Genomic DNA, 24,766 nt, shown 5'->3' on the forward strand with positions numbered 1-24,766 from the left:
ATGGGCGGCGCGGTGTTCCCGTGGCGCAGCGCCAATCGTTTCGAGTTGCTTATCGACGGGCCGAGTTTCTTCCCGCAGATGTTGGTGGGCATTGCCCGGGCTGAGCGGCAGGTCGACCTGGAGTTGTACCTGGTGGAAGCCGGCGCCTGCGCCGAGGCGATGGTGCAAGCGTTGGTACTCGCCGCCGAGCGTGGCGTGCGGGTGCGTTGCCTGTTCGATGATTACGGCAGCCTGGCGTTTACCCTCGGCCTGCGCAAACGCCTGACCGAAGCCGGTGTGGAGCTGCGGTTCTACAACCGCCTGAGCTGGCGGCGCTGGATGCGCAACCTGTACCGCGACCACCGCAAGCTGCTGTTGATCGACCAGGGCATCGCGGTGATCGGTGGCACCGGGGTGACGGATGAGTTCTGGACGCCGGGCCAGGACACCGCCGACTGGCATGAAGTGATGGTGCAGATCAGCGGCCCGCTGGTGCTGGATTGGCAGGCGCTGTTCGACCGCCAATGGCACGCCAATGCCGCCCGCCGCGAGTGGAAACCCGCCACCCATTTCGGTTTGCCGCGTTTGCCCAAGGTCCCGGCAACCGGGCCGGGCCTGGGACGGGTAGCCTATGCCGACGCCCGTCAGCATCGTGATATCCTGCAATCGCTGATCCGCGCCTTGAACAGCAGCCAGCAGCGTATCTGGCTGGCCACGCCTTACTTCCTGCCGACCTGGAGCGTGCGTCGCGCGCTACGCCGGGCGGCGGGGCGTGGCGTCGATGTACGCCTGCTGCTCACCGGCCCGCGTACCGATCACCCATCCGTGCGTTACGCCGGGCACCGTTATTACCCACGGTTGCTGCGCTCGGGGGTGCAGATCTTTGAATACCAGCCGTGCTTCCTGCACCTGAAAATGGTGCTGGTGGACGATTGGGTCAGCATCGGTTCGTGCAACTTCGACCACTGGAATTTGCGTTTCAACCTGGAAGCCAATCTGGAAGCGTTGGACCCTGAGTTAACGCGGGCGGTGGCGGGCAGTTTCGAGCGCGACTTTGCCCAGAGCCAGGCGGTGAGCCTGGAGGCGTGGAAGTCACGGCCGTTGTGGCGGCGGGTGAAGCAGAGGTTGTGGGGGTGGGTCGATCGGTTGGTGGTCAACCTGTTGGATCGGCGAGGGTAGGGGCCCCCGCCTTTGCACGCGGTTTAAAACTGCAACGAATATTGCGCCGTGATGTTCTGGTCACGTGACCGCTCGCCGCGCTGTTGGCTGAAGCTCAGGTCCAGCGCGCTGTTGCGGGTCAGGCGCGCGGTAGCACCCAAGTCCAGCCGGGCGCTGAGCCGATCCAGCGGGGCGCCGCTCACCTTGAAGGCGTGTCCGCCATCCCAGGCCAGTTGAGCTTGCGATTGTCGGTCGCCGCCGGCATGGGTATAGGCCAGGCCACCACGCAGGCTCAACCATGACGGGCCGGTCTGTGCCTGAGCCAGGTCGAGGTTCACGCGCACACCGCCGGTGGTCAGGTTGACGGTGTCTTTCGAGCGCTGGCCGCGCAGTGCCGCCATGCCGCCGCGTTCGGTGAAGCCGTCGTTGCGCTGCTGCACAGTGGCCAGCTGCAGGTAGGGCTGCCAGTCCCAGAAACCGTGATCGAAGCGATAGTTGGCCTCGGCGAACGCCTGCACGGTACGGCTGGTGTAGTCGGCAGACAGCCGATTCTCCACGCCTGGGAAGCTGACTCGGCGCTTGGTTGCGATCTGATGCTGCGCATAGGCGATGCCGCCGTACAGGCCCAGAGCGTCCCAGGTGTGCCCCACGTGCAGGCCCAATTGGTAGCTGTCGATACTCGCTTTGCCGCGAGCGCCGGCCTTCACGTCGCCAGTGCTCTTGCCCACAACCATCCCCACGCGTGTGCCTCGTTCCAGCTGGTGATCGAACCCGACCAACAGGCCTGTGCTGCTGTGGGACGCGCGTGCGGTGTTGCTATCGCCTTGCAGTTGGCCGGTCTGGCGCGGCAGTTGCACCCAGGCGCCCTCGTTCAGTGCTTCGGCCTCGGTAGCGCTACGACCATGGGCGTTACGCTGCCGGTCGAGTACGGCTTCACGCACTACCCGGCTGTTTTCGATCAGTGCCGCTTGGGTACTGGCATGCAACTCGCCGCTCAGTTGGTCCAGGGCCGAGGGGGCCTGCTCGGGGAACAGTGCGGTGAGGCGCTGCAGCAGCGGGGTCGGCGCGGCTTGAGCGTCGGCGGCCGTGGCGACGGCACGTTGGTTGGCGGTGTTTGCCGCAGAAGCCAGTGGCCTTCCGCGGGCAAACTCGACCAGCAGGTTATTGGCTTGCTTGACTTGGGAAACGCTGAGGAAGGGCGAGAACTCTCGATGGTCGATCGCGGCAAACTCGCCGCTCACGGCACCTTTTGCCTGGAGGATGCTGTAGCGCTGGCCCAAGGGGTAGGTGCCGGGTTGTGCGCTCAGGTACAGCGTGCCGCCGTTGACAGTGGCCTGGTTATCGACCTGCAGTTTTGCCGGCCGGTCCTGGACGACCAGCCCAGTCATCAAGGTAGCGCCGGGCGCTTGACGGTAGTCACCCTCGACGGCCAGGGAGCCGTTCAGGCGCAGAACGCCGCCTTCGAGGTTCACATCGCCCTTGAAGGTGTTATTGCCGTCCAGCTCCAGAATGCCTGCGTTGAGCGTGGCCCCGGCAAAACTGTTGTTGCCGCTCAGGCGCAACCAACCGGCGCCGCTTTTTTCCAGGCGCCCGGGGCCGCTGATATCGTTGCGCCAATCGTCCCATGCGCCGCCTTGCCAAACCACGGCACCGCCGGCGGGGCGGTCCATGTTTACCTGCGTGTCTACCCGCAGTTGGCCGGGCCCGTCGATGGCTTTTTTCAGGTCTATCAGGCCCCAGCCGTACACATCGTCGACGCCAGGCTCACCCAGGTCGGCGGCGGTGGTCAGCAGCACGTCGCGGATTTGCGGGTTGTCGAGGTAGGGGAAGCGCTCGATCAGCAGCGCCAGCGCACCGGTCACGTGAGGCGCGGCGAGTGAGGTGCCGGAAGCGGTGAAGTCTGTAAATTCGGGTTTGTCGTCGGTCACTTTGAAACCGTCGGCGTCGCCTTCTTTGTCGTAGTGAATTTCGGTTTCTATGGCGCCTGTGACCCGGATAGCGGTGATATCCGTTCCCGGCGCCGCCAGGCACCAGTCCTTGCTGAAGCCACAGCGGTACGAGCCATCGCTCAAGGTCAGCGCCTGGTTGACGTTGACCACGCTCAACCAATAGCGCTCGAGTTCGGCGACCGCGCGCGGCAGGCTGGGATAAACCCCGGCAAAGGGCGCCGCTTGCGGCGTTGCGTTGGGGGTAAGTGTATTGCCCGCTGCCCATACCTGGAGCATGCCGTATTTGACGGCTGCGTCGGCGATTGCCTTTAACTCTTGATGGTCTGCTGTATGGGTTTGGTCCAGTCCCTTGTCCAGTGCCGCCTCATCCGCCGGGGGGTCTGAAGGCCCCCAGCTATGGTTGACCACTCGCACATTCTGCTCGTGCAGTTGGGCGTAGGCGGTGGTAACCGCCTCCGGCGCAGGGGCGTCAACCTTGTACAGTCGCACACCAGGGCCGTCCTGGTAAGTGTTGCTGAACCTGCGCAGCGCACTTACATTGGCCCCGAAGGCTACGCCATGGGCTCCGGCGCCATTTCGGTTGGCGAGTACGTTGGCGGCCACGAAGGTGCCGTGCCATTCATAGCGAGCCCCTACGTTTTTCAGATAGTCATCCACTTGTTCGCGGGTGAAGTCACCGTTGGCGATTCCCTCCTCCACTTCGAGCAACGCTTCAGGCGGCAACGCCTCAAACACATGCACGGCCGAACGATCACCCTCACTGAAGAAGCAGCCTTCGAACAGCACCGTATCGCTCTTGCATCCGGGGTCTGCCAGGCGCACGCCGGAATGTGGTTTGCCGGCAAACTCGTCATGGCGCAAGTCGGTGCCCGAATCATAGACCCCCACGTGCACGCCCGCGCCACTCAACCCCCTGGCATAGGCGTAATCGGCACCGATAGCGCCCAGCCCCCAGCTTTTTTTGAACTCATCGCTGCGCCAGCTGGCGGCGTCGTGCAGCCGGCCCTGTTCGCTGTAGCTCGCGGCTTCAACGGCTATGCCCGGCAAACTCCCGAGCATGCACAGCGCGAGCGCCTTTCGTTTGAACGATGAATAAAGGGGGGCGTTTTTCGTGGGCGACATAGTCCACCTGCACAGTGATTTAGGGCAGACAGGGTGTGCGAGCAGGCTGGGGAAGGGATGTAGGGCGCAGCTGAGAGGGAAGAACGAAAGGTGACTTTATGCTGACTGAGACAGGCGCGCGGCGATGCGGCGACCCGGCAAGCCCCCTCTTCAAAACAAGAGGGGGCTGTGGGCGTTACAACAACTCGAAAGTCTGCTGCTGCACAGCCTGGGAATCCAGCCCGATCTGCACATTGAACTCGCCCGGTTCTGCGGCGAACTTGAGCTGGGTGTTATAGAACTTCAAATCGTCCTCGGTGATGGTGAAGTGCAACGTGCGCTCCTCGCCAGCCTTGAGCATGACTTTCTGGAAGTTCTTCAACTCCTTGATCGGGCGGATCATCGAACCGGCTACATCCTGGATATACAACTGCACGACCGTTTCGCCATCTACCTTGCCGGTGTTGGTCACCGTCACACTGGCGTCGAGCTTGCCACTCTTGTTCAGCGTTGTAGACGACAGCGCCATGTCCGACAGGCTGAACGTGGTGTAGCTCAAGCCATACCCGAACGGAAACAGCGGCCCGGTGGTGTCGTCGAAGTACTGCGACGTGTAGTTGCCAGGCTTGCCTGGGGTGAACGGCCGGCCGATGGTCAGGTGGTTGTAGTAGGTCGGAATCTGCCCTACCGAACGTGGGAACGTGATCGGCAGCTTGCCCGACGGGTTGTAGTCACCAAACAGCACGTCGGCGATGGCGTTGCCGCCTTCGGTGCCGGCGAACCAGGTTTCCAGGATCGCGTCCGCCTGTTGGTTCTCTTCCAGAATCGACAGCGGGCGGCCGTTCATCAGCACCAGTACCAGCGGTTTGCCGGTGGCTTTGAGGGCCTTGATCAGGTCGCGCTGGCTTTGCGGGATGTTCAGGTCGGTGCGGCTGGAGGATTCATGGGACATGCCACGGGACTCACCCACGGCAGCCACCACCACATCGGCATCCTTGGCGGCCTTGACGGCCTCATCGATCATCACTTGGGCCGGGCGGGTGTCATCCACCACTTCCGGGGCATCGAAGTTGAGGAAGTTCAGGTAGTCGACCACGGCCTTGTCATTGGTAATGTTGGCGCCACGGGCATAGATGATCTTGCCTTTTTCGCCGATCACCGCGTTTAAGCCGTCGAGCAGGGTGACCGATTGTTCCGGTTTGCCGGCGGCGGCCCAACTGCCCATCATGTCGATCGGCGCCTTGGCCAGCGGGCCGACCAGGGCGATGGTCGCGGATTTCTTCAGCGGCAGGGTGTTGTTGCGGTTTTTCAGCAGGACCAGGCTGCGGCGTGCGATGTCGCGCGCCTCGCTGCGGTGCAGGCGGCTTTCGGCGTAGGTGTCGGCCGGGTCATCCTCGGCTTTGCCGATGCGCAGGTACGGGTCCTTGAACAGACCCATGTCGTACTTGGCGCCGAGCACTTCGCGCACGGCGTTGTCGATGTCGCTCTGCTCGATCTCGCCGGATTTGAGCAGGCCGGGCAATTCCTTGCCGTACAGCGAGTCGTTCATGCTCATGTCGATGCCGGCCTTGATCGCCAGCTTGGCGGCTTCGCGCCCGTCCTTGGCCACGCCGTGCTTGATCAACTCGAAGATCGCGCCATGGTCGCTCACGGTCAGGCCCTTGAAGCCCCAGTCGCGGCGCAGCAGATCGTTCATCAGCCAGGTGTTGGCGGTGGCGGGGACGCCGTTGATCGAGTTGAGCGCCACCATCACGCCGCCGGAACCGGCCTTGATCGCCGCGTGGTAGGGCGGCAGGTAGTCCTGGTACATCTTGACCGGGCTCATGTCGACCACGTTGTAGTCACGCCCGCCTTCCACCGCGCCGTACAGGGCGAAATGCTTGACGCTGGCCATGATGCTGTCGGCATTCGCGGCGCTCACGCCCTGGAATGCCTTGACCATCACTTCGGCAATCCGCGAGACCAGGTAGGTGTCTTCACCGAAACCTTCGGAGGTGCGGCCCCAGCGCGGGTCGCGGGAAATGTCGACCATCGGCGCGAAGGTGATGTCGAGGCTGTCGGCAGCGGCTTCCTGGGCGGCGATGCGCCCGGAGCGGCCGATGGCGTCCATGTCCCAGCTGGACGCCAGGGCCAGGCTGATCGGGAAAATCGTGCGGTGGCCGTGGATCACGTCGTAGGCGAAGAACATCGGGATCTTCAGCCGGCTGCGCATGGCCGCGTCCTGCATCGGACGGTTTTCCGCGCGGGTGATGGAGTTGAACGTGCCGCCGATGCGGCCGGCGGCGATTTCCTTGCGGATCAGCTCGCGGGGCATCTCGGGGCCGATGCTGATCAGGCGCAACTGGCCGATCTTTTCGTCCAGGGTCATCTGCTGGAGCAGCTCGCTGACAAAGGCGTCCTTGTCTTTAAGCGCGACAGGCTTTGTTTCTGCCCATACGGGCTGGGTGGCCAGCGTGGCAACAAGGCCGAGCAAACACAGCTTCTTCATGAATATCCTTTTTCGGCTCATTGCACAGCGATGAGGCTGATCGGCCAAAATGTGGGGAGCGTCTATTGTTGTTCGGGTGTTGTTCAGATAAATGCAGCACACTCTGAACTCTTTTTCGCGCTGGGCATCTTTGTAGCTGATTGGCTCGACGCAATCCAGTGGTGGCGGATTATGCCCCAAGCGCGTGGTTTATAGGGTTAGTCGTCAAATTCCATCAAGATTGGGCAGGAGAAACACCATGCAAGCAGCACAAGGTTACCGCTGGGGCTTGAAAGCCGCGGCTTTGCTATTGATCAGCACAGTGCTGAGCGGTTGTGGCATCAACAACATCCCGACCCTGGATGAACAGGCCAAGGCCGCCTGGGGCCAGGTGCAGAACCAGTACCAGCGCCGCGCCGACCTGATTCCCAACCTGGTGGAGGTGGTCAAGGGCTACGCCGCCCATGAGCAGGACACCCTCACCGCCGTGATCGAAGCGCGGGCCAAGGCCACCTCGATCCAGGTGGATGCCAGCACCCTCGACAACCCGGAAAAACTCAAGCAGTTCCAGCAAGCCCAGGACGGCTTGAGCGGTGCACTGAGCCGCTTGATGGTGGTGTCCGAGCGCTACCCGGACCTGAAGGCCAACCAGAACTTCCTGGCCCTGCAGTCGCAGCTTGAAGGCACCGAAAACCGTATCGCCGTGGCCCGCCGCGACTTTATCCAGGCGGTGCAGGCCTACAACACCGAGATCCGCACCTTCCCTGGCCGTCTGTGGCACAGCGTGATGTACAGCGACCTGCCGATTCGCGCCACGTTTGAAGCCACCAGTGCCGATGCCGATAAAGCGCCGCAAGTGAAGTTCAAATAAGGCTGCATTGAGGTGCCGATGCGTTTATTAAGGATAGGCCTGGCGCTGTGGCTGTTGGCCTGCGTGGGCGTGGCCCAGGCGGCGCTGACCTTCCCGGCGCTGACCGGGCGGGTGGTGGATAACGCCCAGATGCTTGACGAAGCCACGCGCCAGCGGCTGATGCAACAGTTGCAGGCGCTGGAGCAGACCACCGGCAACCAGGTCGTGGTGATCACCGTGCCCGATTTGCAGGGCGTGCCGATTGAGGACTTCGGTTATCAATTGGGCCGCCACTGGGGCATCGGCCAGAAGGGCAAGGACAACGGCGCGCTGTTGATCGTCGCTCGCGATGAGCGCAAGTTGCGCATCGAAGTCGGCTATGGCCTGGAAGGCGTGCTCACCGATGCGCAGTCATGGGTGATCATCAACCAAGTGATTGCCCCCAAGTTCAAGGCCGGCAATTTCAGCCAGGGCATCAGCGACGGTGTGGCGGCGATGGTGCAGGTGGTGGGCGGCGAGCCGTTGGCGGTGCCGGCCCATGTGGCGGACGCCAACTTTGCCAAGGATAATCCCGGGTTTTCCATTGGCCTGTTTATCCTGTTGATCGGCGTGTTGTGGCTGTGCAATCGCATGGGGCTGCCGGTCGGCGCGATCCTGCTGGCGATTCTCAGCAGCAGCGGGCGCGGCGGCGGAGGTGGTGGAGGTGGTGGAGGCGGCGGCGGTTTCCGGGGCGGCGGTGGCGGCTTCGGCGGCGGCGGGGCTTCGGGCGGGTGGTGATGACAATAATCAGAGAGCAACTACAACCATGGCATTACTGACTGAACACGAGCAGCGCCAAGTCGCCGAAGCGATCGCCCGCGTGGAAAAAACCACCGACGCAGAACTGGTGACCGTATTGGCCGCCCGCGCGGATGACTACGCCTACATCCCGCTGCTGTGGGCCAGCCTGATCGCGTTGGTGGTGCCGGGTGTGGTGCATTACTTGTCGGGTTACCTGACCATGTACACCTTGCTGTTGGCGCAATGGGCGACATTCATTGTGTTGTGCCTGGTGTTCCGCTTGCCCAAGGTCACCACGCGGTTGATCCCCCGCTCGGTGCGCCACTGGCGCGCATCCAACCTGGCGCGGCGCCAGTTTCTGGAGCAGAACCTGCACCACACCGTGGGCAGCACCGGGGTGCTGATTTTTGTCAGCGAAGCCGAGCGGTATGTGGAGATTCTGGTGGATAACGGCATCTCCACGCGCCTGGATGACAGCAGTTGGGATGCGATCGTCAAGGCGTTTACCCAGCAAGTGAAACAAGGGCAGACGTTGGCCGGGTTTATCAGTTGCATTGAAGCCTGCGGCGAGTTGCTGAAGGTGCACGTGCCGATGACGCAGGCGCGCAATGAGCTGCCCAATCGGCTGGTCGTACTCGAATAGTCCAGGCATCTGCGGTTCAAAAAGTGGGAACTGTTTTGTGTGGGAGCTGGCTTGCCTGCGATGCGGGCACCTCGGTCCATCAGGCAAACCGAGGCGATGCGATCGCAGCGATGCGGCGACCCGACAAGCCAGCTCCCACATGTGTTGCGCAGTGTCTGATCGACCGTTGATCAAATAACCCCGTGCCCAAAACCCCCATCCCCCCTAAAATGCCCGGCATTCCCTGCCCGAGGCGTTTTTGTTCATGTCTGTCACTGCTCAACCGGATCATCACGCCCAGTTCATCGAACTGCTGAGCGCAAGCCTCGCGCAAAACGCTTTCATCAAGCTGGTGCTGGCCAAGTACGTGGGCGAGGAAGCCGAATTACAGCGGCTGATCATCAAGCAGGTCGCGGTCAAGGAGCAGCCATGCCTGTCCTTCGTCTATCGCTACAAGACCCGCGACATCACCAAGAACTTTGCTGTGGCAGAAGGCGTGGCGGCGATTGCCGAGCTGCTGCCGGCTCAGTTCAAGAACGCGCACCTGCTGTCGCTGACCGACGAAGCCCAGCTGGAATACAGCAAGAAGAACAAAAGCTCGCTGTTCAAAAGTAAGCCCCAGCAACTGCGCGAAGCGCCTTCGGCCGAGCATAACCGCGAGAAAAATCGTTTTCTCGACCTGAGCCGGCCGTTCCTCGCCGACCTGGGCGTGACTGACGCCAAGCAGGCGCTGATCCCGTCGATGTCGCGCAAGTGGAAACAGATCAACAAGTTCATCGAAGTGTTCAGCCATGCGCTGACCTCGTCACCCTTGAAGCTGGATCAACCGGTGCGCGTGGCGGACTTTGGCTCAGGCAAGGGCTACCTGACGTTCGCTATCCACGACTACCTGCGCAACACCCTCAAGGCCGAGGGCGAAGTGACCGGTGTGGAATTGCGCGAAGACATGGTGGCCCTGTGCAACACCGCCGCCGCGCGCCTGGAACACCCGGGGCTGGTGTTCAAATGTGGCGATGTGCGCAGCGTGGCGCCCAGCGAGTTGGACGTGATGATCGCCCTGCATGCCTGCGACATTGCTACCGATTATGCGATTCACACCGGCATCCGCTCCGGCGCGTCAATCATCATGTGCTCGCCGTGCTGCCACAAACAGATTCGCCTGCAGATCCAGAGCCCGGTGCTGCTCAAGCCGATGCTGCAATACGGCCTTCACCTGGGCCAGCAGGCGGAAATGGTCACTGACAGCCTGCGCGCGTTGTTCCTAGAAGCCTGCGGTTACGAGACCAAAGTGTTCGAGTTTATCTCGCTGGAACACACCAACAAGAACAAGATGATCCTCGCGGTCAAGCGCGCCGAGCCGTTGGATAACGCGCAGTTGCTGGAGAAAATCCAGGAGCTGAAGGCGTTCTACCACATCACCGAGCACTGCCTGGAAACCCTGCTGCGCGCCGATGGTTACCTGACCTGAGAGCGGGCGCGGCCCCTGTGGGGGCTTGCTTGCCTGCGATGACGATGGGTCAGCACCTGCCAGGTGTCTGATGCTCCGCTACCACATTTTTTTGTAGTGAGCGGGCTTGCCCCGCGCTGGGCTGAAGCGGCCCCAAACCAGACGAATTGGGTTTGCCTGAAACTGCGCGGTGTCTTTATTGGAGCGGCTTCGCCACCCAGCGCGGGACAAGCCCGCTCACTACAGGGAAATTTTTCAGCCTTTGAAAGTTGTGTAAATACCGATGGCTATCGCAGGCAAGCCAGCTCCCACATTTGATCTTCTTAGTTCAGACGATCAGCGTTCGACAGGTACCGACAGCGCCGGATTGCCCAACGGATGCGTACGCGCGGCAAAGAACTTCAGCGCCACCCCAGTGCCATCGAACAACGCCGAATACCGGCGCTTCTGCTGGCGAATGAACCCGTCGCTACGCCCCGACACCGAGATCGCCAGGGTCGTCAATTTGGCCTGGCGAATCGCATCCACCAGGTGCTTATCCTGCGCCCCTAGATCATGGCCGAAGATGCACAGCGCGCCCTCGTGGCTCAGCAACTGCTCATAGCAGAACGACAGATAATCCGAACTGCGGATGGTCTTGAGCTTTTCCTCAACCTTGCCCTCACTGACAAACAATGGCACGTCATCCAGGGTCTTGATGGTGTTGTTGATGGCAAAACTGCTGAGCAGGGTGCTGTCGGTGGTCGGCAGTTTGCGTGCGGTGCCGTCGAGGTTGCGCACCAGGTGCAGGCCGCCGTGCAGGTAGAGAATACGCGTGGCGTTTGTGCGGGTGTCGCGCAAGTCGAAGCTGGCGTCGGCACTGCGGAACAGGTCGTCGATGCCCGGCGCGTGCAGGATCGCCCAGTAGTTGAGCAGGTCGTAGTTGCTGGTGAACACCGTGGGGTAATTCGCCAGTTCGCGGTTGATCGTCGCCAAGGTCGAAGACTGCACCAGGCGCCACGGGATGTGCACGGCGTGGATGGTGTTGATCAGCGCTTCCTTGATTGCGTAGTAGCGATTGCGCGGCGCCGCCGAACTGACCGCCAGGGCCTTGTTGACCCGGCTGGTGGTCTTCAGCGCACCCAGCGCCTGTTCGAAACTACGGGTTTGCAAGGCGTCGAACACGCTGAGTTCGGATTGGCTCAGGGGTTTTTCTTCGACGGTACGTGCGTTTTCGAACAGCGAGTCGTAGGCGAAGTCTTCCCAAATCGTGCGGCTGGCGCCGTTGCCGATCAGAATCCCGCTGAAGTCGAGGCTCGCGCGCACGGCGCTCCAGTCTTCAAGGTGGGCGTCAATATCCTGGAAATCCTTCATTGGTGCGGGTCTACTCGAAATCGGCTGAGCGGTGACTTTATCACGGCCAGGCGTTGATCCTGATCAAGATGCCGCACGCGTCATCGGTTGATTCTGTAGGCATAACGCCTCTGAGGATTCGCCATGAGCAGCACCTTCTTCATTCCCGCCGTGAACATCATGGGCACCGATTGCCTCGACGAAGCCATGATCGCCATCCGCAACTATGGTTTTCGCAAGGCACTGATCGTCACCGACGCCGGTCTGGCCAAGGCCGGCGTAGCGAGCATGATTGCCGAGAAACTGGCGATGCAGGACATCGACTCGGTGATCTACGATGGCGCCAAGCCCAACCCCAATGTGGACAACGTGGAGAAAGGCCTGGCGCTGTTGCAGCAAAGCGGCTGTGACTTCGTGGTGTCGCTGGGCGGCGGCTCGCCCCACGACTGCGCCAAGGGTATCGCCCTGTGCGCCACCAACGGCGGGCATATTGGCGACTATGAAGGCGTCGATCAATCGAGCAAGCCGCAACTGCCGCTGGTGGCCATCAACACCACCGCCGGCACTGCCAGCGAGATGACCCGTTTCTGCATCATCACCGACGAAAGCCGCCACGTGAAAATGGCCATCGTTGACCGCAACGTCACGCCGCTGCTGTCGGTCAACGACCCGAGCCTGATGGTGGGCATGCCTAAGGGCCTCACCGCCGCCACTGGCATGGACGCGCTGACCCATGCCATTGAAGCCTACGTATCCACCGCCGCCACACCGATCACCGATGCCTGCGCGATCAAGGCCATCGAACTGATCAGCGCCAACCTGCGCCTGGCCGTTCGCGATGGCAGCGACAAGGCCGCGCGGGAAAACATGGCCTACGCGCAATTTCTCGCCGGGATGGCCTTCAACAATGCGTCCCTGGGTTTCGTGCACGCCATGGCGCACCAGCTCGGCGGTTTCTACGACCTGCCCCACGGCGTGTGCAACGCGGTGTTGCTGCCCCACGTGCAAAGCTTCAACGCCAGCGTCAGCGCCAAGCGCCTGAGCGATGTGGGCCGCGCGCTGGGCGCCGAGATCAAGGGCAACACTGACGAAGAGGGCGCCCAGGCGGCCATCGCGGCCATTCGCAGTCTGGCCCATGACGTTGAAATTCCCGCCGGATTGCGGGAGTTGGGCGCCAAGTTGCAAGACATTCCGCTGCTGGCAACCAATGCGTTGAAGGATGCGTGTGGGCTGACCAACCCACGCCGGGCGGATCAGCGTCAGATCGAGGAGATCTTTCGCAACGCGTTCTGAATGGGGCAGTTGTGAGCCGCAAGCGGTAAGCTACAAGCTGAACTGCATTCAACTTGAGCTTTAAGCTTGCGGCTTGCCGCTGAGGTCCCTTAATGAGAGTTCTGTTATTCGGCGCCACTGGCATGGTCGGCCAGGGCGTGCTGCGCGAGTGCCTGCTGGCTGCCGACGTCCAGGAAGTTGTCGCTGTCGGCCGCACGCCGTTGACCCAGGAGCACGGCAAGCTGCACCAGGTGTTGCACAGCGACATGCTGGACTTCCAACCGCTGGAAAACCTGCTGCAAGGTTTCGATGCGTGCTTCTTTTGCCTCGGTGTTTCCTCGGCGGGGATGAATGAAGCCCGGTACACCCACCTCACTTATGACCTCACCCTGGTTGCCGCCAGCACCCTGGCGCGGCTCAACCCGCAGATGACGTTTGTGTATGTCTCCGGGGCGGGCACCGACAGTTCCGAGGCGGGCAAGTCGATGTGGGCACGGGTTAAGGGCAAGACTGAAAACGCCTTGCTGCGACTGCCGTTCAAAGCGGTGTATGTGTTTCGGCCAGGAATGATCCAGCCGCTGCATGGCGCGCGCTCGAAGACGCCGCTGTATCAGGTTTTTTATACGGTACTTGGGCCGTTGTTGTCGGTTGTGCGACGGATCAGACCCGATTGGGTGGTGAGCACTGAGACGGTGGGGCGGGCGATGCTGCAGGCTTCAAGCCACGGAGCGCCGCAGCCGGTGGTGGAGCAGGCGCAAATCAATCGCTTGGCCGGCGAACGTCGCTGATGCTGCACAGGAGCCTGGTGCGTCGCCTGGACCTGATTACGCTGCAGCTGTTCGTTGCGGTGTTCGAGGAGGGGACGCTGACCCGGGCCGCCAACCGCGAGGCCATTGCCGTGTCGGCTGCCAGCAAGCGCCTGATGGAGCTTGAGCAGGTCCTGGGCGTGAGCCTGTTCGTGCGGCGGGCCAAGGGCATGGACCTGACGGCCGCCGGTGAAACCTTGCTGCACCACGCGCGGCAGATGCTGTTCAACGTCGAGAAGATGGGGCTGGAGCTGGGCGAGCACAGCCATGGCGTGCGCGGGTATGTGCGGATGCTGGCCAATCTGTCGGCGATCATTGAGTTTCTTCCCGAGGACTTGCGGGATTTTTCCGAGTTGCATCCCGAGGTTAAAACCGATCTGGAGGAACGCCCCAGCAATGGCGTGGTGCAGGGCGTGCTGGATGGCGTGGCGGACCTCGGGATCTGCTCCAGTGACACCGACACCAAAGGCCTGCCCAGCGTGACCTATCGCCACGACAAACTGGTGGTGCTGATGCCGGCGGATCACCCGCTGGCGGCACGCGAAAGCCTGGCTTTTGCCGAAACCCTGGGCAGCGATTACGTCGGCCTGCACGCCGCCAGCTCCATTAATATGCGCACCCACGCCGCTGCGCGCGAGGCCGGCAAGATGCTGCGCCTGCGCATTCATGTGCCGGGGTTCGATGCCATGTGCCGGATGGTCCAGGCCAATATGGGCATCGGTATCCTGCCGCATAAGGCGTATGAATTGTTTGGTCGCGCACTGGGGTTGCATGCCGTGCCCCTGACGGATGCCTGGTCGGATCGCAGCTTGATCCTGGTGGTGCGCGATGAAGCCGTGTTGTCGCCCGTCAGTCGATTGCTGTTCGATTACCTGAGAATGGTAGCGCCTGTTCCAGAGCGGCCCGGCAGCCTGGTCTGACAGACTATTCCCTGATCGTTCGCGTTTCGCGAACGCTCCTTGCCAACTGACGGTTGGATTTCTCTGGCGGCTGTCCTCTAGCCTTGGTCGTACATGCCAAGAATAAGAGGTGCATTCCATGACGGCTCCCCTGAGCGGTATCAAGGTGATCGAGATCGGCACGCTGATTGCCGCGCCGTTCGCCGCCCGGTTGATGGCCGACTTCGGCGCCGAGGTGATCAAGATCGAAGCCATGGGCCAGGGCGATCCGCTTCGCAAATGGCGAAAGCTGCACGAAGGCACCTCGCTGTGGTGGTACCTGCAGTCGCGCAACAAGAAGTCGCTGGCGCTGGATCTCAAATCACCTGAGGGCCTGGAGCTGGTCAAGCAGCTGTTGGGCGACGCCGATGTACTCATCGAAAACCTGCGCCCCGGCGGCCTGGAAAAACTCGGGCTGGGCTGGGATGTGTTGCACGCGCTCAACCCCAAGCTGACCCTGGTGCGCATCTCCGGCTACGGCCAGACCGGCCCGTATCGCGACCGTCCGGGCTTCGGTGCCATCGGTGAGGCCATGGGCGGCATTCGCTACACCACCGGCAGCCCGGATTCGCCGCCGGCGCGGGTCGGCGTGAGCCTGGGTGATTCGCTTGCTTCGTTGCACGGCGTGATCGGTGCGTTGATGTCGCTGTTGCGCGTCAAGACCGGCCAGGGCGAGGGGCAGGTTATCGATGTGTCGCTGGCCGAAAGCGTGTTCAACCTGATGGAAAGCCTGGTGCCGGAATACGACATGCTCGGCCATGTGCGTGAACGCAGCGGCGGTGCCTTGCCCGGCATTGCGCCGTCCAATACTTACCTGACCGCCGACGGCGCCTATGTGGTGATCGCCGGCAACAGCGACCCGATCTACAAGCGCCTGATGACCGCCATCGGCCGTGTCGACCTGGCTGATGCCCCCGAATTCGCTCACAACGATGGCCGCGCCGCCCAAAGTGGTGTGCTCGACGCCGCCATTACCCACTGGACCAGCAGTCTGCCCATCGATCAGGTGCTCAGTGCCCTGGAAGCGGCGCAAGTGCCGGCGGGGCGTATTTACTCGGTGGCCGATATCGTCAGCGACCCGCATTACCAGGCGCGCGATATGTTGCTTGATGCCCAGTTGCCGGGCGGTGTGTCGGTGAAGATGCCCGGTATTGTGCCCAAGCTTTCGGACACCCCCGGCGGCGTGAACTGGCAGGGCCCAAGCCTGGGCCAGCATACGGACGATGTCCTTGGCAGCCTGGGCCTGACGGCTGCCGATATTCAGCGGCTGAAAGCCTCGGGAGTGGTGCAATGATCACAGACTATGGCGACCGGCTGATCGTGCAGGAGGTGTCCCCGCGCGACGGTCTGCAAATCGAGCCGACCTGGGTTGAAACGGCCGACAAGATTGCCTTGATCGACCAGCTTTCCCTGGCGGGTTTTTCGCGTATCGAAGCCGGTTCGTTTGTCTCGCCCAAGGCCATCCCGGCGTTGCGCGATGGCGAGCAAGTGTTCCAGGGCATCGCGCGCAACGCCGGCGTGATCTACGTGGCGCTGATCCCCAACCTCAAAGGCGCGCAGCGTGCGATCGGGTCCCGGGCCGATGAGTTGAACCTGGTGATGTCCGCCAGCCAGACCCACAACCTGGCCAATATGCGCATGCGCTGCGAGGCCTCATTGGCGGCTTTTGCCGATATCACACGCTTCGCCGCCGACCACCCGGTGCGCCTCAACGGCAGCATCGCCACCACGTTCGGTTGCCCGTTCGAAGGCAAGATCGATGAAGACCGTGTGCTGCATATCGTCGAGGCGTATCAGCAACTTGGTATCCAGGGCATCAGCCTGGCCGACACCACGGGCATGGCCAATCCACGTCAGGTGGAGCGCCTGGTCAAACGTGTACTGGAGCGTGTTTCGGCCAGCGACCTGACCTTGCATTTCCACAACACCCGCGGCCTCGGGTTGTGCAATGTGCTGGCCGCTTACGAAGCCGGTGCCCGGCGGTTTGACGCGGCGCTCGGTGGCGTGGGCGGCTGCCCGTTTGCGCCCGGTGCGTCGGGCAATATCTGCACCGAAGATTTGGTCAACCTGTGTGAGGAGGTTGGGATCCACACCGGGATCGACCTGCCGCACCTGCTGCAAATGTCCCGCCGCTTGCCGGCCCTGCTCGGCCATGAACTGCCGGGCCAGGTGGCCAAGGCCGGGCGCAATTGCGACCTGCATCCACCACCGGGCCACATAGCAGGTTCTATCGCCACGCTGTAACGCCCTGCCAGACAACAAAAACAATCGGACGCCTGTGAGCAGTCCGCTGGAGAGAAACCATGAGCACTAATACGTTGGAGGCCGGCGCGCGCCCGGCCGCTGAGATCAATGCCGAAAAAGCCCTGGTCAGCAAGGTCGCCTGGCGCCTGATGCCGCTGATCATGGTGTGCTACCTGTTTGCATTTTTTGACCGGATCAACATCAGCTTCGCCAAGTTCCAGCTGCAAGCGGACCTTAGCCTGAGCGATACCGCCTACGGCCTGGGCGCCGGGTTGTTTGTGGTGGGCTATGTGATCTTCGAAGTGCCGAGCAACATGATGCTCTACAAGGTCGGCGCCCGGCGCTGGATCGCGCGGATCATGATGTCGTGGGGGCTCGCCACCGCGGCCATGGTGTTTGTCACGGCTGAATGGCAGTTCTATGTCCTGCGCTTCATCATTGGCGCGATGGAAGCGGGTTTCGCGCCAGGCGTGCTGTATTACCTGACGCTGTGGTTCCCACAGCACTTCCGTGGGCGGATCACGTCGATGCTGTTCCTCGCGTCAGCCTTTGCCGGGCTGGTGGGCGCGCCGTTCTCCGGGCTGGTGCTGGAGCATCTCGATGGCGTGCTGCAAATGCGTGGCTGGCACTGGTTGTTCCTGCTTGGCGGCTTGCCGTGCGTTGGCCTGGGGTTCATGGTGTTGACGTTGCTCAAGGACCGCATTGAAGACGCCCATTGGTTGAGCCCGGCTGAGAAGACCTTGTTGGCGAGCCGTATTGCCAAGCATGAGCCGAACCAGCATGGGGGCTCGCTGTTGTCGGCGATCCGCATTCCTGGCTTTTTGATGCTGGGCTTTATCTACTTCCTGATCCAGGTAGCGTCGTACGGGCTTAATTTCTGGGCGCCGCAACTGATCCGCAGCGCCGGCACCCAGAGCCCGGTGATGATTGGCCTGCTCACGGCAATTCCTTATGTGTGCGGCGCGATCACGATGGTCGTGATCGGGCGGCTGTCGGACGCCACCGGTGAGCGTCGCAAGTTTGTCTGCGGCTTGGTGGTGCTCGGCGCGCTGGGCTTCTTCAGCGCCGGGATCTTTGCCGACCACACCACCTTCCTAATCATCGCCCTGGGCATGCTGGGCGCCGGCATCATTGCCTCGATCCCGACCTTCTGGACGCTGCCACCCAAGTTGCTGGCCGGTGCGGGGGCAGGCGCGGCGGGCGGTATTGCGGTGATCAATACCCTCGGTCAATTCGGTGGCATTGTCAGCCCGGTGATGGTGGGGCGGATCAGGGACCTCACCGGCAGCACCACGCCGGCGCTCTACGTGATCGGCGTGTGCGCGCTGCTGGCGGCGGCGCTGCTGCTGTGGGGGCTGCCGCAGAAGTTGCGCACGCTCGACAAAGGTTGATCAGCTCGCCGTTGCCAGGGCACGGGCGGGGGGGGGCGCTGAACTGGATCAACACCACCCCGCCGATCAACAACAACGCCCCCAATACCCGGGGCGTTGTGAGTGGGCGCTCAACCAGGCCGAACAGGCCGAAATGATCCAGCACCAACGACGCCAGGATCTGCCCGGCCATGGCCAAGGCGATAAACCCTGATGCGCCCAGCTTTGGCAGCAACATCAACGCCAGGGAAATAAAGCACACGCCAAACGCGCCACCGGCCCAGATCCACAGAGGAGCCTGAGTGATGAACGTCAGGCTCGGCAACGGCAAGCGCAGCGCCAGGATCACCGGCAGCAATACGATTACGCTCACCAGCAGCGACGCCAGGGTGGCCCATAACGGATGGCCGAGGCCGCGCCCGAGGTTAGCGTTGATCGCACTTTGAAACGGCACCACCGCCCCGGCGATGATCGCCAGCGCCAACGACCCCACCCAATGCAACGTCGTCATTTCAGATCTCCCAGAGGTTTTGCTGGACTCTAGGCTATTCGTGCGGCAAATTTAAATTCCAAATTATTATGCTTGGCATGCAGCTGATGAATGATCTGCGTCGCATCGACCTTAACTTGCTGGTGATCCTCGACGCCTTGCTCAGCGAACAACACGTCACCCGCGCGGCCGAGCGCCTGCACCTGAGCCAGCCGGCGGTCAGCCACGCCCTGGCACGTTTGCGTGACTTGCTTGGCGATTCGTTGCTGGTGCGCCAGGGCGGGAGCCTGGTGCCGACCGCTCGCGCACTGGAGTTGGCTACGCCACTGGCTGAAGCCCTGGCCCAGGTGCAGGCCCTGCTGGCGCCGAATCGCTTTGATTCTGCTTCAGCCAAGCGCAGATTTCGTGTGGCGATGTCTGACTACAGCGCGGCGATTTTCCTGCCTGACCTTGTGCGTACGTTGCGCAGTGAAGCGCCGGGTATCGATCTGCAAATCATCCAGGCCAGCCGTGAAGGCATGGTCGACGGGGTGGTCAATGGCGACCTCGACCTGGCGGCGGGTGTCTTTCCCGACATCCCCGCCGAATTGCGCACGACGCCGTTGTTCGAAGAACACTACACCTGCCTTGTGGACCGCAACAGCCTGCCGGCAAGTGGCACGTTGGATCTGCCGACTTACGTGTCACGCCCCCACGTATTACTGGAAATGCGCGGCAGCGGCACGCCGGAAATCGAGCGGGCGCTGACGGCGATTCGTGAGCGGCGGCATGTGGCGGTCAGCCTGCCGCATTGGGGCGTGGCGCCGCAGTTGATTCAAGGCACCGACTTGATCCTCACCGTCTCGTCCCGAGGTTTGCTCAATATCGATCACCGGCACTTGCTGGCGGTACCGCCGCCGTTTCACATTCCATCGTTTGCGTTCGAACTGGCCTGGCATGCGCGGCGGGGTGGAGACGCGGGGTTGCAGTGGTTGATCGGGCGGGTGCAGGGAGGGCTTGAAGACGACCGTTCGTCGTATTAACAAGTTTTTTCTAAACCTTTACCGCCCCAAAAATTCGAATTGAGGGCGGGGTGTGCTCTCCCGCACTTATTTTCAGCCTGGAGGAACCCATCATGAGCCGCATGGCTATCCGGTTACGCACCGCCAGTTTAGCGATGCTGCTGGGCCTCGGCGCCAGCAGTGCTTTCGCCCAGTCGCCCGCAGAATTCATCGAGCAGGCTTCGGCCAAAGGCATGGCCGATATCGAAACCAGCCGCATGGCCCACGCCAAAACCTCGTCTCAGGAAATCAAGGATTACACCATCGAGGTGATCAACGAGCGGACCCTGGCCAACCAGCATCTGGCAGCCATTGCCAAGAAGCTCGACCTGCCCGTGGCACCGCGGGAAAAGATCGTTGATAAGGCCGAAACCCTGATGCCCGAACTCAAGGACGGCGACTCCTTTGACGCGGCCTACACCGCGCAGCAGGTCAAGGAAAACGAAGACGCCATCGCCTTGTTCAAACAGGAAGGTGCGGCGTCGAGTGTGCCGGAAATAAAGGCCCTGGTGGACGAGACGCTGCCCAAGCTGGAAGAGCGTCTACAGAAAGCCCGCGCATTGGCGTCGACCTACGGCAAAAGTCATCAAGGCGACGGTTAACGTTTATCAGAATGAAAAACGGCGGTTGGATCAACTCCAACCGCCGTTTTTTATGCCTGGTTCAAATCGGTTTTGCTTGGCGCGGCATCGTCTGCGGCGTGGCCACAACTGCTGTTGAGGTTCACGGTGCCGGCCTTGCCGATGCTGCGGTATTCCTGGCGCAGTTTTTCCAGTTCCTTGCGATCCAGCCCGTCCAGGCTGAGCACGGCATTCTGCGCATCCTTGGACACCCGCAATAGCTCGTCGATCTTGATGTGCAGGATGTCGTTGTCGCGGTTCTGCGTATTCTGGATCAGGAACACCATCAGGAACGTGATGATGGTCGTCGAGGTGTTGATGATCAATTGCCAGGTGTCGTTGTAGTGGAAATAAGGCCCGCTCAAGCTCCACGCAAGGATCAGCGCCACCGCCGCGTAGAACGTGCGTGGGCTGCCTGCCCAGCGGGACAGGGATTGGGAGACTGCGGAGAATTTCATGACCGTTTTTTCCTCTTGAAGGGGTGATGAAATAATGGACCGCAGGGACTCTTTGAAATTTCTTTTTACATTTGCTCCACGACAATGCCGTACATCGCCTGCCGACTTAAAAGGCCAGTTCGGCCTGACCGAAGCCTTCGAGCGCCAGCAGGTACTGCTTGGCTGCCAGGCCCCCGGCGAACCCGGTCAGCCCGCCCGACGCGCCGATGACCCGGTGGCACGGCGCAATGATCGAGATTGGATTGCGCCCATTGGCTGCGCCCACTGCGCGTACGGCATTCGGGTTGCCGATCTGTCGGGCAATCTGGCTGTAGCTGCGGGTTTCGCCAAAGGGAATCGTCAGCAACGCTTGCCAGACTTGTTTCTGGAACGCGGTGCCGGTGAAGTCCAATTCCAGCTCGAAACGGTCGCGGCTACCGGCAAAATACTCTTGCAACTGGCGTTCGGTTTCCAACAGCACCGGGTTGCCATTGGCCTCGCGCAATTCACCCAGGCGCACACGGTTGGCGCGCTCTGTTTCCCACAGGATGGCGCCGAGTTTGCCATTGCGCGCCACTAGGGTGAGTTGGCCAACAGGGGAGGGCATGAGCGTGTATTCGCAGGGCATGGGCTTATTCCTTGAAGAGGTGCGTTGCCACTATCCAACGTACGAACCTGGCGTAAAAGCTGTTTCTTGCGGTGAAATTCCGTAACCGTTAGAAACGCCCGTAGTACCACCAGCTCGACCCATATAGTCGGGCGAGTATGAAGACGAACCAGATTATGGAAGCCGTCCCCATTGCGACCAGCGAGAGCAAATTGAGCAGCGCCATAAGGGTCGCGCCGATTGCCAGGCTTCGACTGGTATGCTGCCACGCGTACCATGCGCCATAGAGGGATCCCCCAACGGTGGCTATCGCTACATAGCGGCCCAGGCCTAAAGGAGCCCGCATCAGTGGGAGCAACAGCGGGATGATCAGTACCAGCGCCACGACTTTTCTGAACGCCTGCGTCGACGTTTTTTGTGTATGGGGGAGCATTCTGGTTGGTCCTCCGGCGGCCAGGTATTTCCCATACTGATAGGCGACTTTTCTAATGTTTGTAGGGATTGGCTTAATCAGTGCTCCTGCTGGAGCACCTTCAACGCTGCCGACGCCAGGAACCCTGAGCGGCTTTTTTCTTCGGGATGGTGCAATACATATTCATCGATGCGGTTGAGCAGGTACCCAGGCAGCGTGATATTGAGCTTCTGCGCCTTGCCCAGGTACTTGGTGACATCGATGTCCACCACGGCCCACGTGCAGCCTGCGTACTGGGGGTTGGCGGCATGCAAGGTGACCTTTTGCGCGCTGGGAATCGGCGCGCCGTCTTCCGCGAGGAGCTCGAAGTGCCCCTCGATGGCTTCGCGGGCCATCGCCATGGCGTCGTCCAGGTCGTCGCCGGCGGAGAAGCAGCCTGGAATATCCGGCACCTCCACGCCCCATGCGTGATCGTCGTCACCGGTTGAAATTGCAATCGGGTAAAGCATGTCTGTTGTCCTCCTCGGACGGTTAACTCAACAGAGCCTGTTTCAAAATGCTCTTGGCTGTCTTGTCCAGCAGGTCCTTCTTTGGATGAGGAATCGTTACCAGCCCCGGTTTCGTCGGATGCTTGAAGTGGTGATGACTGCCTCTGATGCGCGCCAGGTACCAACCGTCCGCAACGATGTGACCTATCAAATATCGGCTATCCACAGCACCTCCTTGTGGTGTGTGATGGTGGCGACTATAACCACTTGATTAAAATTATCAACACTCTACCTACCGGTGGTCGATGACCAGCAGTTCAATAGGCGGTAAATGCAGTGTATGAGCGGCCAGGAATGGCGCCGGAGAGAGGTATTGCGGGGTTTTACGAAGGCGTTACCGGGTGTGTAGGGATCGCGCAATGACGGCGAGAAAGGCATCAACCAGAACACTTTTTGTTTCAGATCGAGTCAGTACCAAAAGCTGCGCACACGCATCCCGTTCCACCAACGGCCTGTACGTCACGCCTTTATTCATCAAGCTCTGCGTGCATTCCGGCACCAAGGCCACGCCTTGCCCAGCCGCCACCAGCGCAATGATCGAGGTGACCTGCCGTCCGGTTGGCCCTGGGCGCAGGGGCAGCCCATGGCGCCGGTAAAGCTGTTCGATGGACGTGTTGAGCCCCGACCCATAGTCGGCAGGAAACAGTATCAACGGGTAGGCGCTCAGCTGTGCCAGGTTGACGCTTGGCTGACTGGCCAGTGAGCTGTCGCTGGACACGGCGGCCACCAGCCTCTCTTCGCCCAAGGACAGTGCTTGCACCTCTTCACCCTGCGGCGACAGGCGACTCAACCCGACATCCAGCCGCCCATCCGCCACCTGTGCGCCGAGGCTGCCGGAGGCGCACTCCCCCAAGGTCAATTGCACATCGGGAAAGCGTTGGGCAAACGCCTGGATCGCCTGGCTGAACAGGTCCGACAAGGCAATGAGCGGGCCCAGGCGTTGTGAAGGCTCACTGGCGCGTGTTTTTGAACCTTGCGGCATTGCCTACACAACGATCAGAATCGTCTGAGTTGTGCGCCTTGGGCGACCTCTTTAAGGTTCGTCTGCCGCTGCCCATCAGCGGTCGGGTTTAGTAGCCCGATGAAAATTTATCCGGCGTACGGCTGTCCTTATTTGTCAGGCATTTCATGCCTGTGCTTATTGGTAGTTGTACGTAGGGCGTCTTCGGGCGCGCCGGTTTTTTCGGATGAATTTTCCCGGTCTACTAACCTGCGTACAGCTGCCACCCTAACCCTTCGGGTGGCGGTCCTTATCGAGGATCAACAGATGTGTAATGACTCATGTAATCCATCCGTAAAACTCTTCAGCGTCCGTCCCGAAGCCAACACCGAAGCGTTGCTCGCCAACGCCTATGAAACCATCGCTGGCGCCGGGGCCATGACCAATGAGTTCGCCGAAACCCTGCCTTCCCAACAGCGCTACCTGGCCCTGGCCATCCAGCAAATGATCGAGTTGGGGCTGATGCTGGTGGAAGCGGCGCAAGACCGCGTGGACCGCGCCGCGTAAGTCATTTCGCGCAGTGCCCAGGCTTGCCTTCCCAGGCCGCCCATACCAAGGGGGAGGGGAGCCAGAAAACGCCACGCCCCTTAAAGGGACGAGGCCAGCGTAAAGGGAATGCGCAGGGCGCCGATCGGCCCTTCCCGAACACCGCACATTTCATCGTGCACGCACTGCTGCACCAGCACGCAGGGAAACGGCGGGACCCGTTGCAACAAGTCGCGCAAATGCGTGGTGGAGCCGATGCGCAGCGGCTTGGCATCATCGCCCAGCAACGTCACCACGCCGTGATCGAGCCTGACGCGCGCGATGTAGAAGCCACCCTCCAGCGACAACAACTCCAGCTCACGAACTTCTCCTTTTACCGCCGATTCAGTCAACATTTGCACATTCATGATTCACCTCAATGCGGGTCATTTCACCGTCCGACGACTGATTGGAAAGATACTTGTACAAAAATACTGATTTGTACAGGTTGGCGGGCGAGCGACTGATGTGCCTTAAATCGCAGCCATAAAAAAACCGGCCACAAAGGACCGGTTTTTTATGCATCCCCGTCAAGATAACCTGACATGGAACGAGAATCTGAGTGGAGCGGGTAGAGGGAATCGAACCCTCAACTAAAGCTTGGGAAGCTTTCGTTTTGCCACTAAACTATACCCGCTCAGAGCGGCTGACTTTGTACCAGATGTTCGCCTGGATTTGAAGTTTTTCTTCAAAAATGTGTGGGTTGAGGCGCTTCAGGCACTCCTTAGTGGTGCTATCGCAGCATAGGTATCTACACATTTTTTGTAGTGAG

General features: G+C 61.2%; 23 protein-coding genes, 1 tRNA gene and 2 pseudogenes. 14 read left to right on the forward strand and 12 right to left on the reverse strand.

Annotated elements, in window-relative coordinates; all coding sequences use genetic code 11:
• The gene (locus KVG91_RS17115) at positions 1–1,158 is read left to right on the forward strand and encodes a phospholipase D-like domain-containing protein (protein ID WP_169377215.1); all 1,158 of its coding nucleotides are present in this window, start codon (positions 1–3) and stop codon (positions 1,156–1,158) included.
• A 23-nt stretch (positions 1,159–1,181) separates the two neighbouring features.
• Here the strand turns inward: KVG91_RS17115 and KVG91_RS17120 are convergent, their stop codons facing one another.
• Entirely contained in the window at positions 1,182–4,145 is a 2,964-nt protein-coding gene (locus KVG91_RS17120) for an autotransporter domain-containing protein (RefSeq protein WP_169377216.1), read from the reverse strand.
• Between the two features lie 238 nt (positions 4,146–4,383).
• Entirely contained in the window at positions 4,384–6,675 is a 2,292-nt protein-coding gene (gene bglX / locus KVG91_RS17125; protein WP_169377217.1) for a beta-glucosidase BglX, read from the reverse strand.
• Between the two features lie 238 nt (positions 6,676–6,913).
• Between bglX and KVG91_RS17130 the strand changes: the two genes are divergently transcribed.
• From KVG91_RS17130 to KVG91_RS17145, 4 genes are all read left to right on the forward strand, one after another.
• A complete protein-coding gene (locus KVG91_RS17130) occupies positions 6,914–7,525 on the forward strand; it encodes a LemA family protein (protein ID WP_010212287.1) in 612 nt (203 codons plus the stop codon).
• Positions 7,526–7,543: 18 nt separating this feature from the next.
• Entirely contained in the window at positions 7,544–8,281 is a 738-nt protein-coding gene (locus KVG91_RS17135) for a TPM domain-containing protein (protein WP_169377218.1), read from the forward strand.
• Between the two features lie 28 nt (positions 8,282–8,309).
• Positions 8,310–8,927 (forward strand): TPM domain-containing protein, encoded by a 618-nt coding sequence (locus tag KVG91_RS17140; RefSeq protein WP_169377219.1) that lies wholly within the window; start codon positions 8,310–8,312, stop codon positions 8,925–8,927.
• 244 nt (positions 8,928–9,171) lie between these two features.
• Positions 9,172–10,374 (forward strand): class I SAM-dependent methyltransferase, encoded by a 1,203-nt coding sequence (locus KVG91_RS17145; protein ID WP_169377220.1) that lies wholly within the window; start codon positions 9,172–9,174, stop codon positions 10,372–10,374.
• Between the two features lie 315 nt (positions 10,375–10,689).
• On the opposite strand, the gene KVG91_RS17150 is transcribed toward KVG91_RS17145, so the two are convergent.
• On the reverse strand, positions 10,690–11,706 hold the full coding sequence (locus KVG91_RS17150) for a DUF4917 family protein (protein WP_169375094.1): 1,017 nt from the start codon (positions 11,704–11,706) through the stop codon (positions 10,690–10,692).
• A gap of 123 nt (positions 11,707–11,829) precedes the next feature.
• On the opposite strand from KVG91_RS17150, the gene yiaY reads away from it, so the two are divergent.
• The 6 genes from yiaY to KVG91_RS17180 all read left to right on the forward strand — a co-directional run bounded on the left by yiaY (position 11,830) and on the right by KVG91_RS17180 (position 18,336).
• Positions 11,830–12,978: an L-threonine dehydrogenase gene (gene yiaY / locus KVG91_RS17155; protein ID WP_169375095.1), complete on the forward strand. Its 1,149-nt coding sequence runs from the start codon at positions 11,830–11,832 to the stop codon at positions 12,976–12,978.
• Positions 12,979–13,070: 92 nt separating this feature from the next.
• The gene (locus KVG91_RS17160; RefSeq protein ID WP_169375096.1) at positions 13,071–13,745 is read left to right on the forward strand and encodes an NAD(P)H-binding protein; all 675 of its coding nucleotides are present in this window, start codon (positions 13,071–13,073) and stop codon (positions 13,743–13,745) included.
• Complete coding sequence (locus tag KVG91_RS17165; protein WP_169375097.1) at positions 13,745–14,683, forward strand: LysR family transcriptional regulator; 939 nt, start codon at positions 13,745–13,747, stop codon at positions 14,681–14,683. The genes KVG91_RS17160 and KVG91_RS17165 overlap by 1 nt, the downstream gene beginning before the upstream one ends.
• A 118-nt stretch (positions 14,684–14,801) precedes the next feature.
• Positions 14,802–15,995 (forward strand): CaiB/BaiF CoA transferase family protein, encoded by a 1,194-nt coding sequence (locus KVG91_RS17170; protein ID WP_169375098.1) that lies wholly within the window; start codon positions 14,802–14,804, stop codon positions 15,993–15,995.
• Positions 15,992–16,945 (forward strand): hydroxymethylglutaryl-CoA lyase, encoded by a 954-nt coding sequence (locus KVG91_RS17175; RefSeq protein ID WP_169375099.1) that lies wholly within the window; start codon positions 15,992–15,994, stop codon positions 16,943–16,945. The genes KVG91_RS17170 and KVG91_RS17175 overlap by 4 nt, the downstream gene beginning before the upstream one ends.
• A gap of 59 nt (positions 16,946–17,004) precedes the next feature.
• Complete coding sequence (locus tag KVG91_RS17180; RefSeq protein WP_169375100.1) at positions 17,005–18,336, forward strand: MFS transporter; 1,332 nt, start codon at positions 17,005–17,007, stop codon at positions 18,334–18,336.
• Here the strand turns inward: KVG91_RS17180 and KVG91_RS17185 are convergent.
• A pseudogene (locus tag KVG91_RS17185) lies at positions 18,337–18,826 on the reverse strand (DMT family transporter).
• 77 nt (positions 18,827–18,903) lie between these two features.
• Here KVG91_RS17185 and KVG91_RS17190 point away from each other — a divergent pair.
• Both KVG91_RS17190 and KVG91_RS17195 read left to right on the forward strand, forming a co-directional pair.
• Positions 18,904–19,827, forward strand: coding sequence for a LysR family transcriptional regulator (locus KVG91_RS17190; protein WP_404822412.1), 924 nt, complete (start codon positions 18,904–18,906; stop codon positions 19,825–19,827).
• A gap of 92 nt (positions 19,828–19,919) precedes the next feature.
• The gene (locus tag KVG91_RS17195) at positions 19,920–20,447 is read left to right on the forward strand and encodes a DUF4142 domain-containing protein (RefSeq protein WP_169375102.1); all 528 of its coding nucleotides are present in this window, start codon (positions 19,920–19,922) and stop codon (positions 20,445–20,447) included.
• 50 nt (positions 20,448–20,497) lie between these two features.
• On the opposite strand, the gene KVG91_RS17200 is transcribed toward KVG91_RS17195, so the two are convergent.
• The 6 genes and pseudogenes from KVG91_RS17200 to KVG91_RS17225 form a co-directional block, all read right to left on the reverse strand.
• The gene (locus KVG91_RS17200) at positions 20,498–20,923 is read right to left on the reverse strand and encodes a low affinity iron permease family protein (RefSeq protein WP_169376308.1); all 426 of its coding nucleotides are present in this window, start codon (positions 20,921–20,923) and stop codon (positions 20,498–20,500) included.
• Between the two features lie 106 nt (positions 20,924–21,029).
• Positions 21,030–21,530: a methylated-DNA--[protein]-cysteine S-methyltransferase gene (locus KVG91_RS17205; RefSeq protein WP_169376307.1), complete on the reverse strand. Its 501-nt coding sequence runs from the start codon at positions 21,528–21,530 to the stop codon at positions 21,030–21,032.
• An 88-nt stretch (positions 21,531–21,618) separates the two neighbouring features.
• On the reverse strand, positions 21,619–21,942 hold the full coding sequence (locus tag KVG91_RS17210) for a hypothetical protein (protein ID WP_217894918.1): 324 nt from the start codon (positions 21,940–21,942) through the stop codon (positions 21,619–21,621).
• A 77-nt stretch (positions 21,943–22,019) separates the two neighbouring features.
• Complete coding sequence (locus tag KVG91_RS17215; protein ID WP_169376306.1) at positions 22,020–22,430, reverse strand: type II toxin-antitoxin system HicB family antitoxin; 411 nt, start codon at positions 22,428–22,430, stop codon at positions 22,020–22,022.
• A gap of 22 nt (positions 22,431–22,452) precedes the next feature.
• Positions 22,453–22,635 (reverse strand): type II toxin-antitoxin system HicA family toxin, encoded by a 183-nt coding sequence (locus KVG91_RS17220; RefSeq protein ID WP_012722731.1) that lies wholly within the window; start codon positions 22,633–22,635, stop codon positions 22,453–22,455.
• Positions 22,636–22,803: 168 nt separating this feature from the next.
• Positions 22,804–23,394 (reverse strand): annotated as a pseudogene (locus KVG91_RS17225) (LysR family substrate-binding domain-containing protein); the annotation flags it as partial.
• Between the two features lie 342 nt (positions 23,395–23,736).
• Between KVG91_RS17225 and KVG91_RS17230 the strand changes: the two are divergent.
• The gene (locus tag KVG91_RS17230; protein WP_076950179.1) at positions 23,737–23,976 is read left to right on the forward strand and encodes a DUF6124 family protein; all 240 of its coding nucleotides are present in this window, start codon (positions 23,737–23,739) and stop codon (positions 23,974–23,976) included.
• 80 nt (positions 23,977–24,056) lie between these two features.
• On the opposite strand, the gene KVG91_RS17235 is transcribed toward KVG91_RS17230, so the two are convergent.
• Entirely contained in the window at positions 24,057–24,362 is a 306-nt protein-coding gene (locus tag KVG91_RS17235) for a DUF6482 family protein (RefSeq protein WP_169376305.1), read from the reverse strand.
• Between the two features lie 195 nt (positions 24,363–24,557).
• Positions 24,558–24,631 (reverse strand) — tRNA-Gly (locus KVG91_RS17240).
• Between the last annotated feature and the right edge of the window lie 135 nt (positions 24,632–24,766).

The organism is Pseudomonas azadiae, from assembly GCF_019145355.1.
Classification (GTDB): Bacteria; Pseudomonadota; Gammaproteobacteria; order Pseudomonadales; family Pseudomonadaceae; genus Aquipseudomonas; species Aquipseudomonas azadiae.